General features: G+C 54.0%; 12 protein-coding genes (1 of these 12 cut by a window edge). 3 read left to right on the top strand and 9 right to left on the bottom strand.

Annotated features, from left to right (window positions below):
- Nucleotides 1-401: 401 nt before the first annotated feature.
- From H6973_04205 to H6973_04190, 4 genes are all read right to left on the bottom strand, one after another.
- Nucleotides 402-869 (bottom strand): rhodanese, encoded by a 468-nt coding sequence (locus H6973_04205; GenBank protein MCP5124854.1) that lies wholly within the window; start codon nt 867-869, stop codon nt 402-404.
- Between the two features lie 606 nt (nt 870-1475).
- Nucleotides 1476-1622 carry a hypothetical protein gene (locus tag H6973_04200; protein ID MCP5124853.1) on the bottom strand — a complete coding sequence of 49 codons (147 nt, stop codon included), beginning with the start codon at nt 1620-1622 and terminating at the stop codon, nt 1476-1478.
- 134 nt (nt 1623-1756) lie between these two features.
- Nucleotides 1757-2395 (bottom strand): ribonuclease T, encoded by a 639-nt coding sequence (gene rnt / locus H6973_04195; GenBank protein ID MCP5124852.1) that lies wholly within the window; start codon nt 2393-2395, stop codon nt 1757-1759.
- A gap of 65 nt (nt 2396-2460) precedes the next feature.
- Entirely contained in the window at nt 2461-2901 is a 441-nt protein-coding gene (locus H6973_04190) for a molybdenum cofactor biosynthesis protein MoaE (GenBank protein ID MCP5124851.1), read from the bottom strand.
- A 224-nt stretch (nt 2902-3125) separates the two neighbouring features.
- Here H6973_04190 and glnA point away from each other — a divergent pair, with 224 nt between their 5' ends.
- Complete coding sequence (gene glnA, locus H6973_04185; GenBank protein MCP5124850.1) at nt 3126-4535, top strand: glutamate--ammonia ligase; 1410 nt, start codon at nt 3126-3128, stop codon at nt 4533-4535.
- A gap of 374 nt (nt 4536-4909) precedes the next feature.
- Here the strand turns inward: glnA and H6973_04180 are convergent, their stop codons facing one another.
- The 5 genes from H6973_04180 to H6973_04160 form a co-directional block, all read right to left on the bottom strand.
- A complete protein-coding gene (locus H6973_04180) occupies nt 4910-6955 on the bottom strand; it encodes a DUF4214 domain-containing protein (GenBank protein MCP5124849.1) in 2046 nt (681 codons plus the stop codon).
- A gap of 225 nt (nt 6956-7180) precedes the next feature.
- Nucleotides 7181-9508, bottom strand: a complete 2328-nt coding sequence (locus H6973_04175) for a DUF839 domain-containing protein (GenBank protein ID MCP5124848.1) — start codon at nt 9506-9508, stop codon at nt 7181-7183.
- Between the two features lie 142 nt (nt 9509-9650).
- The gene (locus H6973_04170; protein MCP5124847.1) at nt 9651-10466 is read right to left on the bottom strand and encodes a UDP-2,3-diacylglucosamine diphosphatase; all 816 of its coding nucleotides are present in this window, start codon (nt 10464-10466) and stop codon (nt 9651-9653) included.
- A 9-nt stretch (nt 10467-10475) separates the two neighbouring features.
- Nucleotides 10476-11135: a class I SAM-dependent methyltransferase gene (locus H6973_04165; protein MCP5124846.1), complete on the bottom strand. Its 660-nt coding sequence runs from the start codon at nt 11133-11135 to the stop codon at nt 10476-10478.
- Nucleotides 11132-12307, bottom strand: coding sequence for a BtaA family protein (locus H6973_04160; GenBank protein ID MCP5124845.1), 1176 nt, complete (start codon nt 12305-12307; stop codon nt 11132-11134). Before H6973_04160 ends, H6973_04165 begins: the two co-directional genes overlap by 4 nt.
- Nucleotides 12308-12537: 230 nt before the next feature.
- On the opposite strand from H6973_04160, the gene erpA reads away from it, so the two are divergent.
- Together erpA and H6973_04150 are read left to right on the top strand one after the other, a co-directional pair.
- The gene (erpA, locus tag H6973_04155) at nt 12538-12900 is read left to right on the top strand and encodes an iron-sulfur cluster insertion protein ErpA (protein MCP5124844.1); all 363 of its coding nucleotides are present in this window, start codon (nt 12538-12540) and stop codon (nt 12898-12900) included.
- A gap of 105 nt (nt 12901-13005) precedes the next feature.
- Nucleotides 13006-13189: the 5' portion of a tyrosine--tRNA ligase gene (locus H6973_04150; protein ID MCP5124843.1), read on the top strand. Its footprint extends 1019 nt past the window's final position; the window shows 184 of its 1203 coding nt (coding positions 1-184); it begins with the start codon at nt 13006-13008; the stop codon falls past the right edge of the window.

The raw sequence follows: 13189 nt of genomic DNA, 5'->3' as shown, positions 1-13189 counted from the left end.
GCGGCGGCGGCGTAAAGGCTTTTTCTGATAGTCCAGTGGAAAAAATCAGTCGTGAGCATCGAGACTCTCTTGGAAATTAAGGGTCTAGCCAATGAGAAAACCATCCCGCCTGGGATAAGCGACTAGAAAGCGGCGATTCGGTTTCTCGCTATTTGCTAAGGGAAATAGGGATCGAGCGAGGGATTGTATCTTTGGGGAGGAAGCGCGGGACGCGCCCCGCAGCGAGGGCAGGTCTGTTAAATTCTGTGTAGGGCGGGTTAGAGCGTCAGCTCGTAACCTGCCGATTTTGCTGGACTTCGGCGGTGGCGGGTTACGCTACGCTAACCCGCCCTACCCATCAGAATCAGCAGAACTTAACGGCCCTGCCGCAGCGAGGGGCGAACGGCCACGCACTGGGAGAGCTATTCGACGGGGAAGCCTTTGGCTGTCCAGGCTGGTAACCCGTCGCGGAACCAATAAACTTGCTTGTATCCTGATTTGATCGCAGCCTCGGCACCTTTGTATCCCTTCCAGCAGGGCGAGCCGTTGCAATAGAAAACCAGAGCTTTATCCTTATCCTGCGGGAGCTTAGTAACATCGAAAGTATCTGCGGGATCAGTCTTCGCTTCCCGTGGATAGGTCTCCTTATAAACCACATTGACCGCGCCTTTAATATGCTCTTCGGCGTATTCAGCCGCAACGCGCGCGTCAACAAACAACACCCCTTCATCGAACTGTTTTTTTGCCTGATCGACCGAAATATAGACACCGCCGGGGATAGACATCGGGGTTTCTTCGGTCGCTTGGACTACGGCCGACAAGCAGAAAAAAATAACGCTAAGACAAGTCAGAACATAAGATTTCGCGGACATAATTATGATCTCCAACATTATAATTAGATTATGGACAAGAAATACTATTTAGCGTGAGTTCCGTTTCAGCGAAAGCTTGCATGGTTGATGGGTGTAGGCCAAAAAGACGGCCAGGACACTAACCACGGCGTTACAATGCTGCGATGTCGGGTAACTGCGGAACCTTAGCAGGTTCCGCGCCGGGGGTTACCTCTTCTGGTCTTATTCGGAACTTACGTTCTAACGATATTAACGCAATGTTCGATTTTTTTGTAGGATAATTTGATTACAGCAGATAACCCCCCGGCTCTGCCGAGAGGACTATCAAAGTTTGACAGTTTCGGGAATCGTCCCCAACAGATATGCGGTGATCTGCTAAAGCACATGAATCAGGGCCGTCTTCTCGATTTTAGCAAGGCTTTATCAAATTGATGAATATTTGATCCACAAATAGCTGTCTTTTTGTGCAACTTCTTATACCAAGTTACATTCATAGATATACATGATAAGCATTTTAACGCGATGTTCGACTTTTCAGGCGATCAGGCTCTCAAACGGCAAATCTGAGTGACCGATATGTCGGTTCATGAAAAGCTTTTTTGTTGCGCAATCGCCCATGTCCGCCACTTCGGAAAACCCATGGCATTAGGGAGCACGGGTCAATACGCACACGGGTAGGGGGTAGCCATCCACTAGGCGAATGGGATCGGTGGCTGCACCCAGGTCAATCAGCAGGTGCTGATGAAGCTCTACCCAGCAAAACACCGTGATGGTAAAGTCTTCAAGCGGCATGGCGGTCTCTCCGTGAGGTTGAGGTGGTTGGTTCCTCTCAGCTTAACTCGCATCGCTATGCCGCATCCGCCTGCCCTATCTCTCCTATCTTCCCTCGAAAAGTCGAACATTGCGTCATTGCAGGCAATTTAATATTAATCATCCCCCAACGTCCAACCGCCCAGGTCCTTCCAGCGGTTGACGATCTGGCAAAATAATTCCGCGGTGCGCTCGGCGTCGTAAATGGCGGAATGCGCCTCGCTTTCATTCCACGGGATGCGCGCCGCCTTGAGCGCTCGCGCCAACACGGTCTGTCCATAGGCCAGGCCGGCCAGCGAGACCGTGTCAAGGTTGCTAAAGGGGTGAAAGGGATTACGCTTGAGTCGATTCCGTTCCACAGCCGCATTCAGAAAAGCCAGATCGAAAAAAGCGTTATGCCCGACCAGAATGGCACGGTTGCAGCCAGTTTCCCGTACTTCCCGGCGTATTTCCTGGAAGAGTGCGGTCAGCGCCTCGCTTTCCGGCACGGCGAAACGGAAGGGGTGGTCGGGATCGATGCCGTTCACCGCCATCGAGGCCGGGTCAAGGCGAGCGCCGGGGAAGGGTTGCACATGATGGGCGAGCGTCCCGGCGGGGCGTAGATAACCTTGCCAGTCCATGCGCACGATCACTGCAGCGATTTCCAGCAGGGCGTCGGTTTGCGCGTTGATGCCGCCGGTTTCGACATCAATGATAACCGGGAGAAATCCCCGAAAGCGGCGAGCGATGAGTGGATTGGGAGCGGGTTCATTCATTTGCGCAGCATACCGGATTAGCCGCCGAAACGCATCTGAACCGCTGTTGATCTCCTACGCTGTTCTCAACCTGGCGTATTGTGTTCGACCCAGTGTGAGCCGGTCGTGGTATTTTCGCGCTTCCAGAACGGGGCTTTCGATTTCAATTCTTCCGTAATGAAGCGGCAAGCTGTAAATGCCGCCGCTCGGTGAACTGACCAAACCGCGACCAGCACAATGGGGTCAGAGGGTTGTAATGCGCCAACGCGGTGGATCACTAGGACATCCAGCAGCAGCCAGTTTTGGAAAGCGGCTTCAATAATGCGGTGCAACTGGCGCTCGGTCATGCCGGGATAATGCTCCAGCGTCATTTCCTGGACGGCATCGCCTTCGTTGAAATCACGCATCGTGCCGATAAAGATGGCCGTTGCGCCGTATTGACCGCTCAGGCGTTCATCCAAGCAGGCTTGATAATCCGCCAGCGCGTTGAGTGGCGCAAAGGGTTGGTCGCGTAGTTCAATTCGCATGGTTATGTCGTTTCCCCAGTCATTCTGATGCACTAAAATAGGTCGATTTATTATTTGAACGCGCCAAAATAGCACAATCCACAGAGTTCTCACTTTTCCCGATACACGCACTGTGCGATTATGACTAAAGAAATCCTATGGCATGGTTCGTGCTGATTTGAATTTCGGGCATAACTATGCACAATTCTATCGATTCCAACATACCCCCCGAGGAACTTGCCACAATGAATGCTGCTGATGTGATGAAGCTAATGGAAGAAAAAGGCGTCAAGTTCGTGGACTACCGGTTCACGGACACCCGAGGTAAGGAACAGCATGTGACCGTACCCTCCAGCGCCTTTGACGAGGATATCTTCGAAGACGGCAAGATGTTCGACGGCTCGTCCATCGCGGGTTGGAAAGGCATCCAGGAATCGGACATGATTCTAATGCCCGATCCGGTGACCGCCTGTATCGATCCGTTCTTTGAGGAACCGACGCTGGTTTTGACCTGTGACGTGATCGAACCCAACACCATGCAGGGTTACGAGCGCGATCCGCGTTCCCTGGCCCGCCGCGCCGAGGCGTATCTCAAATCCACGGGAATTGGCGATACCGCGTTCTTCGGACCGGAAAACGAATTCTTTATCTTCGACGATATTCGCTGGGGCGCCGATATCAGCGGCTGCTTCTATAAAGTTGATTCCTCCGAAGCCGGTTGGAACTCTGAGCGAGTGTATGAAGGCGGCAACTTCGGCCATCGGCCCGGCCTCAAGGGTGGTTATTTCCCGGTCCCGCCAGTGGATTCGCAACAGGACATTCGTTCCGCCATGTGCTTGGCCATGGAAGAAATGGGCCTGGTTCCCGAAGTCCATCACCATGAAGTAGCGACCGCTGGTCAAGCCGAGATTGGCGTACAGTTCAATACACTGGTGCGCAAAGGCGATGAAGTGCAGCGTTTGAAGTACGTAATTCAGAACGTGGCCGCCAGCTATGGTAAGACCGCCACCTTCATGCCCAAACCCTTGGTTGGCGACAACGGCAATGGTATGCATGTCCACCAGTCCATCGCCAAGGATGGAGTTAACCTGTTTGCTGGCGATTTGTATGCCGGACTGTCTGAAATGGCGTTGTACTACATTGGCGGCATTATCAAACACGCCAAAGCGCTGAATGCGTTCACTAACGCCTCGACCAATAGTTACAAGCGCCTGGTGCCGGGTTTTGAGGCGCCGGTGATGCTGGCTTACTCGGCGCGCAACCGCTCTGCGTCCATCCGCATTCCCTACGTCCAGAGTCCCAAGGCGCGGCGTATCGAAGTGCGCTTCCCCGACTCGACCGCCAACCCCTATCTGGCGTTTGCCGCGATGATGATGGCTGGTCTGGACGGCATCCAGAACAAGATTCATCCTGGCGATGCGATGGACAAGGATCTCTATGACCTGCCGCCAGAAGAGGAAAAGCAGATTCCCAAGGTTTGCTTCTATTTCGATGAGGCGCTGAGCGCACTCGATGCTGACCGTGAATTTCTGCTCAAGGGCGGCGTGTTCACCAGCGACTTGATTGATGCTTATATCGCATTGAAACAGGCGGAGGTGACCCGGTTGCGGATGACCACTCATCCGGTTGAATTTGATATGTATTACAGTCTGTAAGATGAATTGCCCCCTTTAGCAATAAAGGGGGCACCCTGCCTCATACCCAGGGCTGTTAAATTCTATGAAAACAGGTAGCCTGGATTACGCTGCGCTTCATCCGGGCTACGCCTTCCCTGTATAGCGATCCCGGATCAATTTCGAGTAGAACTTAACAGCTCTGCATTTCGGCCTGCAACCAGCCAATCTGGCTATACAGCATATCTAGATCCCGACGGTCATCTGGATCCCGACGGTCATCTGGATCCCGACGGTCATCTGGACTACGCTGACCCCGCCTGCGTTCAAACAGCGCCTTCTATTGTGCAGAGTACCGCTTTATTTGCCTGTCCAAAATTCGGAGTCCATTATAGAGGGATAGCTCAAAGGAAAATTCAAAGTCCCAAGGCTTGCATGAACTCAGTGAACTCCGGGGAGAAAAGGAAGCTGATTATCACTTCATTGCGGGTGACGCCACGGGTCAACGCTTCCAGCCAGAATGTTAAACCTGCTTCGTCGGGATCGCGCTGAAAGAAAGTCAGGTACACGTCAGCAATGAACTGCTCATTCGTGGTGTTGCGTCCGAGATATTCCGGGCTGTTGAAAAAGGAGATGGCCATTTCCTGGAAAACAGGTTTAACGTCAATTCCCTGCTCCTGATTTTGGACGATCTGGTTCTGCCAGTAAGCCAGACCAGCGGCATCCGGCGCCCGTTCGAGAATCGAAACGTAGTAATGAGTAATCAATATGGCCACCGGGTCGTTGTTGATGCCCAAGGTTGAAATGGGCGATACAATACCCGTCGATTGGTCTTGCTCCACATCTGCGTAGACGCTGGACGTTGCCGGCGCGACATTCGGATCCCGACCCTGGATGAAGTTTTGATCTTCGACGATGGTCTTGTAAGCCTTGTTAAGCTCCAACGCCCGTTCAGGGGATGGGTTAATCAAGAGCGTGATGTCCTCGTGCAGCGCGCTGAGCTGATCCGGCTTAATCGAGCCATCCGCATTGAAGAACCGCTGCAACACTTCGTTGTTGATCAGGAACTCATTGCCGGTGGGGTTTTGCTGTAAATAAAAGGAATACTCATACTGAGTGGTTCCATCGGCGAGCTTCACCTTCGGCTCGGGCAGTCCCTGTAAACTCTTCTGACTCCAGTGATACCAGCCGCGAGCATAGGCTTGATCAGCAGCGAGTTTTCGCGCAAAGGAGAAGATGCCGTCGCTGGTCACACCGATGCCGCTATGACAACCGATACAGAAGACATTTTCCTCGTGGGTCTGGGGTCGCAACTGACCGCTCGCATCTTCGATGAAGCCCTGGTAGACCCAGCCCTGACCATTTGCTATGCCCCGTTCCGGGTCGCCAATGATCTGGCGCAAGCGATCGGGGAAGTCATGGTTTTCCTTCTCTTCATTCAGAGCCAACGCCCGCAAACTGGCATAGGTCAACCAGAACGCCTTACGGCCATAGCGCAATTCTTTCAGACGAGGCGCCAATCGTATATTGCCGTTCTCATCGAGATCGATATAGCGCACGCTATGCAGAAACTCGGTCCCTTCAGGGAAAAGGCGCGCCGCAAGATGAAGCTGGCCTTGTTGCTGGAACACACCGGCTTGGCCCACATAGCTCATGTTACGCCCTTCCAGAGGCGCCCAGTCGTAGGTAATCCGGGTAGCGGTGGCCAACTGGCCATTCTTGTCAAGGTCGACGCCAAAACGGTTTTCATCCACGGGATCGATGGTGACATCCTGCTCGGTGAACAGGGCTTCAAGGATTGCTAAGTTAATCTTATAAACGGTCAGATCGAATTGCCCAGCAATATCGGCGCGAAAAGGTTCGGCAAGCCGAATCAGTACATCGTCAGTCGAGCCATTGGTCGGCCAGAAGGTGCCGGGAAAAGGGTAGTAAGCAAAGGCGCGCCATCCAGTGTAGCGGCCATCCGGGGCTTGATCAAAACCCTCACTGTCGAAGTGGAAGTAGGCGTCAGGAATAAAGCCGCTCCAAACGCCATCGCTATTGTAGTCCCATGCTTCGGGAAGGTTGCTCAACTGGTGGGCGAGGATCGGTTCGCCATCGTCGCCCAAGTAGTTGTCTTGACGAATATAATTGAGGATATCCTGGTCGTTGATCGCTGCTACGCGGAGAGTGTGGTCGACAAACAGGTTTTGCCAGTAATTGTGCGTCGAAGACGCTGGGAAACTATAGGAAAGCTGTAAATCGCTGTCATTGATCTGGTTGGGCCGCACCGCCTGCGTGTGGCAGGTATAGCAGGGATTATGAACCCTGCCGTGCGAGTCAATGGTTGCGGTATAACACTGGGAAGGAATGTAGGCCGCCTTGTTCACCAGGCGTGTATCTTTTAGGTTAACCTCGGCAAAGCTGGTCAGGATCAGTCCGGAACTTGCTGCAAAACAGGTGACTAGATAGCGGAATTTCATGGATGCTCCTTTCTAAAACGATATAGGCGCAGCCTCTTCTGTAGAGACTACGCCTTATTCTGTTGATTACATTTGACTGTAAGCACCCACCTCCCCTTTTGAAATAAGGAGGGAGGTGGGATTTCGCATGAGTGTGACGGGGCTAAAATCACCCCTATCCCTTCACTATTAAGGGGGAACTGAACGGTTCCCAAACTTTTCCTGACAGGACTCAGTTAACCCAGATCATTGATCCAGACGCGGCAGGGGACCGATATACCCGGTATAGGCACGGCCTTCGTCCGCAGTGACCTGCTTGTCTGAGTCGCTTTCGCCATAAGGATGTTGGACGACGCTCATGATGTACCCATGACCGCCAACATTGGCGTAGAAGTAAGGCGAAGTCGTCTCCGAACCGTAGGGGGTGGTCTGGATCCGGGTCAAGCTGCGATGATCCAGGTTATAGGCCCAGATAGAGTCGTTCTGGTGACCCGATCCGGTGTCCTCGCCGATGATCAATGTGCGATAACCTGGAATGTAAGTAATATTGTCCGGGTTAGCGATGCCATCGATATTGCAGGTGTTGTTTTCGTCTGTTCCACTGTTGGGATCACCCAGCACCAGAGCGCTCATATCCTTGACAACGTAGTCGGAACCAATCGTCGTGTCGGAACCCAGCGAATACTGATAGACACCGCCGCAGGGATTCCAGGCTACCCGCACGTCATTGGGGCCGCCGATATCGTAAGTAGTGTTGTCCACACCCTTCTTCTTGTCGTTCTCCATGCCATAGCGAATATCCGAGATAGAGACATAGAGCTTTTTATTTGCTGGATCGAAAGCGATGCCCTCTTCCTTGGATAATTCGGTAGTGACGCCCATCATCGCCGCATAACGGCGCGTCTCCAGGAAAGTCGCTGCCTTTTCCATACCGGACTTGAGCTGCAGGCATTCATGATAAGTGTTGCCTTCGGTCGCTTCATGCCCATGGTTGACTGAGGTGAAGCCGGTTGGGCAGGCGCCGGTATCCTTGCCATCGGCGTCCACGACCGGGTCGGCAGTGGTGAAGATTTGATCAAATGTGGTTTTGGCGTCTACCAAAGCGCTAATCTCAGCGTCGGAGGATTGCCCCAACTTGATCCACTCAATCGTAAAAACGCCGCCATTGGCATCGTCGTCCGGACTGGTCTGGGTCAGTTTGGCGCCATACAGCGTACCAGCGCTCAGATCGCCTGCCGTGTCAGCAACAAACATGAACATACCGACATTCGTGCCATCGTCGGACATATAGGCGGTGCGTTGATCCGGCATGACTTTAGCCAACTCAAGCGCCATGCGGCCCATGCCGTAGTGTTTAGTAATCGAGGTTTCGCCACTATCATTTAGCACATCGACCTCGATCGGATAGCCCCAGAAGTAGGGATCCATTGCCAGGCGATTACCATCGAAATAGGCATCCATTGCATGAAAGTAGGTGTCTTCCTGGCCAGAGCCGGTGATCTTGGTCCCTGTAGTGAAATTGAACAGGCGAGCGTCCGGCTCATACTCTTCGGAACCCAGATGGGTATTCCAGGGCGTCACGCTACCCGCGCAATGCACCCAGCCGCCGTGGATGCTGGACTGGTCGATGAAGTGGGTGCTGAGCGCGCTGATATGACCGGTATCCGCCTGATCAAGCTCGGAGAGATACATTGCCCCTGGCCGGTCTTCAAACTGAGAAACCATATACAGCTTATCGCCAACCGGAATGAAGGAAGAGAAGTCGTTGCTGTTTGAGATGCGCGGAGAACCGTCTTCTTCTCGAATAACTTGGCCATGTATGTCAACCAGTTGCCCGAAGACGCCGCTACCCGCGGTGTCGCCGCTGCGCAGGATAGTGGTATAACCGATCGGCGAAACAACGCCATTAACCCGCACCGCAGGGGAAGCTAGAATCGCGCGCTTCTGCGCATCGGAATAAGGGAACGGCGTGGGACAGAAGCTGAGCGCCGGGGTGACCGAGTCGCTATAGGCGATCAGCTGAGCCTGCGCAGAAGCCATGCTCTCGCTGCTCAGGCCCACTGTCGCAAGTCTGGCGACGACCTCATCAATGTCGCCGTAAGCGCCGCACTGTGTAGAGAGATTCTCCGTATAGGCGCTGGCGACCGCGACCTTGTTGGCAACGATCTCGCCATCGGCGCCCTGAGCATTCAAAAGGATGGCCAAGGTAGCGTTTTGCCGGTTGAACAGGCCGCTGTCGAGCGCCGCTACCCAGAATGCCTTACCCGCTGGCTCAGGATCGCGGTTAAACAACTGCCGATAGACGGCGTCAATCAACTGGCTGTTGTCGAGCGCGCCGTAGCGAGCTTCATACTCGGCGGAAGCGCCGAAGCTGCCAATGACCATCGAGAGATTGCCATTAGCACTGGCGAGTTGCTCGTCCCAGTAACTTAGGCCCGTATAGTCTGCTGGGCGTCCGTAGTAGGCGATGTAAGCTTCTTGAACGTCATTTTCGTATTGGGCGTAGACCGCTTGCGCCCCTAGGGTAAGCGATAAGGCGGTTATGGAAACCAACAATGGTTGCTTGTTGAACATCAAACGATCTCCATTGGCAATTTGCAGAATTGCATCAGCACACATCAGCGATTGGGTGTAAGAGGTAATTAAGCGGGCGATAGTAAGGTGAGCGGGTTACAAGATTGTGAAAGAAGGCCATGCAGGAGCGGTTGACACTGATTTAGCCCGTTGCCCAGCCGGGGGCAGGTGCAGTTTCCAGCAGTCCACGCGGCTCGCGGGCGATAATGACTGCCTGTTGCGCATTCCAGCGCAGGATTTCCAGCGACCCATCCGCGCACTCTGCTAGCGCTGTGCAACTCTCCACCCAGTCGCCGTCATTGCCATACAGTACGCCGTGAATGTCGCGCAGCGCCGCGTGATGAATATGGCCGCAAATGACCCCGTCCAAACCCCGCCGCGCTGCTTCGTGCGCCGCCGCCGCTTCAAAGCGGGCGATATAGGCAGTGGCTCGGCCAATCCGCTGTTTGAGAAAGCTGGCCAAAGACCAATAGGAATGATTCCAGCGCCGTCGCCAGTGGTTGTACCAACGGTTGGCGAACAACAGCAGGTCATAAGCCCAGTCGCCCAGCCCGTTCAGCAACGGCCCGCCGCAGCGCACTGCCGAATCACAATCGTCGCCATGGATGACCAGCAAACGCCGGCCATCCACCGTATGGTGGATAATCTCCCGAACAATTTCGATGCCGCCGACTGACAGTCCCAGATAATCGCGGACGACTTCATCATGATTACCGGGCACATACCACACCCGAACGCCGGCGCGCGCTTTAGCGAGAATTGCCTTAAGGACTTCGCTATGCGCCGCTGGCCAATACCCCCCTCTTCGCAGACTCCAGAAGTCGATCAGGTCGCCGGTCAGGTACAGATATTCGCATTCGCAATGATTCAGAAAATTGATCAGAAATTCAGCCTTGCATTCCTTGAAGCCGAGATGAACATCAGAAATCCACAGGGAGCGGTAACTTAGGGAGGCCATGATGCAAACCTATTCGCCGCGTTTCTGACCGATGAACTGGAAATAACGCCACAGACCGCCATAGGCGGCGCTCGGCGTTTCAAGCAAAGGCTGGCAGTGGGTGTGCAGCCAAGGCAGGAGATGTCCATCCATCCGCACATGATTGATCGCCATCCAGCGCTGAAAGGCGGGGAACCGGGTTCCGTGAAAGTCCACGACTGCCAGCCAACCGCCTGGCTGCAAATCCCTCAGGGCCGATTCGAGCGCTTGGAGCCAACCGGGATTGATCATTGACAAACAGTAGGAAAACACGATCAGATCGAATACCGGTTTCAGGCGCAACGGATAGTCATAGCGTTGATGCAGCAGGGTGGCCGGAATGCGGCACTGGTCCAGCTTGTGCCGCGCCCGCGTCAACATATCCGCTGACAGATCCAGTCCGGTCAAGGTGGCTTCGGGGAATTGACGAGCCAGACGGAGCAGGTTATCGCCAGTCCCACAGCCGATATCCAGAATATTGCGCGGCGGCCTGGGAAGCTCCGCGATAGAGCGAATCAAAGCCGTCCGTCCGAACAGGAAACTCCAGCGGGTGGCGTCATACAACCGGGCGTGCCAGCGGTAGTAGCGGGTCAGAGCCGCGGTATTGTGATGAGCAGGAACGTTGACCTGGACGACGTCGTTCGTGTTCATAACACCTCCGCAAAGTGCAGGCTGCCATAAGTGCCTACTCGATCCTGACGATGCAATATTTCGGTCTGCTCCGGGAAGAAACGCAGTACCCGACGGGTCCAATCCGGTAGAAAATCAAGATGATGACTGGCGGAACGGAGCAGGATGCGGCTTCCCGGACGGCTGTTGGCCAGAATCAGCCGCCATTCTTCCTCAAGCGCCTGGGGCTGATGCCAGGCCAGCCAGTCCTGATGATCGAGCAGGACGAAATGGCTGTACTGGCTCGGATTTTTCCAAAGAAATTCACTGATCGTGGCGTTGTGCGTATGCACCCGATCGCGGCGGGCGCGTAGCTGGGCGAAGTTTTCTTCTCGGAGGTAGTTGGGACAGCATTGTCCGGTATAAGCGCCGGTCAGGTAGGCCCGCCAGAAATAGTTATCGTGGATTAGTACCTCAGTTAACACATGACGCAGCTTGTCACTGATGTAGCCGATGACGCCGCCCGGATACTGCTGTTGAATTAGCCGGATTTGCGGGCGAGGCACGCCGAGCATGGCCAGGGCCGTGGGCTGGCGCAGCAGCCAGGTGCTAAACCGCCCCCACAGGGCAGGTTCGATCTGTTCATAAAGAACGCGCTGTTGATCTAGCGTCTGGGCATCGAGCAGATCGAATAAATATTCGCGCAGCTTGCGTCCGGATTTGAGCAACTGCCGACTGACCAGCCAGGCAACCGCGCCACAGGTGCCGTGATAGTAGAAGGATCGCTTACGGTTAGCCGCATCGAAATAGGCGATTTTCTTGTCCCAGAATGCTGCGGCATAGGGGGGGAGTTGGGATCGCACCGCCTGGTACAGCGCCTGAAAACGGGGATGCGCGCCTTGTCGAAACATTTGCTCCAGATCGCCAAAATCGCCACGTTCGATCAGCGCCAGCTTGAGCTGAAGCAAGGCGTTTTGCCGGGGATTGATATCAACTGCGTGAATCGCTGCCGGAGCGTCCAGCAGATAGTCCAGCGCATTGCAGCCGGCGCTGGTGAGCACCACGACCTGACTGTCCTGATTCAGATTCAGCAAGTGTCTGTCGATCCTTGGATCTTCCCAGCACATGTTGTAGATCAGGTAACGTTGATGAATGGTTTTGAACAGGAAATCGTGAGCACGATTGCCAAATTGTGCGCCGAGTTGCTTGACCATGCTGACTTGAGCCAAAGTGGAGATAGGAACTGACGGAATAGCATGGGAAAAATTGATAACGGAATGATGACAGAGTCATGACCGTTTGGTGTGGAATAACGTCCTTTATCGTCCCGCCGTTTTTCACCCTCTAGGTATGAGGGCAAGATAAAAGCACTGAAGCTAAATCTTGACCTTGACAGTCAACAATCAGACACTATCACCTAACATTCACAAAAGAGGATTCCATCATGGGCGCAACCGTTGAAAACTTTACCCCTGCTGATAGCTCCCTGCTGTTCACCGATGCCGCGGCGTTGAAGGTTAAGAATTTGCTTGAGGAAGAGGCCAATCCCAATTTGATGCTGCGCGTCTTCATTTCTGGCGGCGGCTGCTCAGGCTTTCAGTACGGCTTCACCTTCGACGAGGCTCTCACCGATGGCGATACTGTCGTGGAGAATCAAGGCGTTAAACTGTTGATTGACCCAATGAGTTTCCAGTATCTGGTCGGCGCTGAAATCGACTACACCGAGGGGCTGGAAGGCGCCCAGTTTGTTATCCGCAACCCCAATGCCGTTACGACCTGTGGCTGCGGTTCGTCTTTTTCCGCCTGATAATGATGTCTACTCCCCTCGTCCACTAATCCTGTTTCGTCTTTGCCCCAACCCCTCATCTCTGTGGGAGAGGGGCATTATTTATAAATTCTCCAAGGATCACCCATGCATTCGGTTGAAGAATCACTAGCGCTGATCAAACGTGGCGCGGTGGATCTATTGCTTGAGGAGGAGTTGGTCGAACGGCTGAAAGCCAGCCGACCGCTCAGGATCAAGGCGGGTTTCGACCCGACCGCCCCTGACCTGCATTTAGGCCATACCGTCCTAATCAACAAACTCCGCCAGTTTC

Source organism: Gammaproteobacteria bacterium, assembly GCA_024235095.1.
GTDB lineage: Bacteria > Pseudomonadota > Gammaproteobacteria > Competibacterales > Competibacteraceae > UBA2383.
Note: the sequence above shows the minus strand (reverse complement) of the source record. Positions and strands in the feature narration are given on the sequence as shown.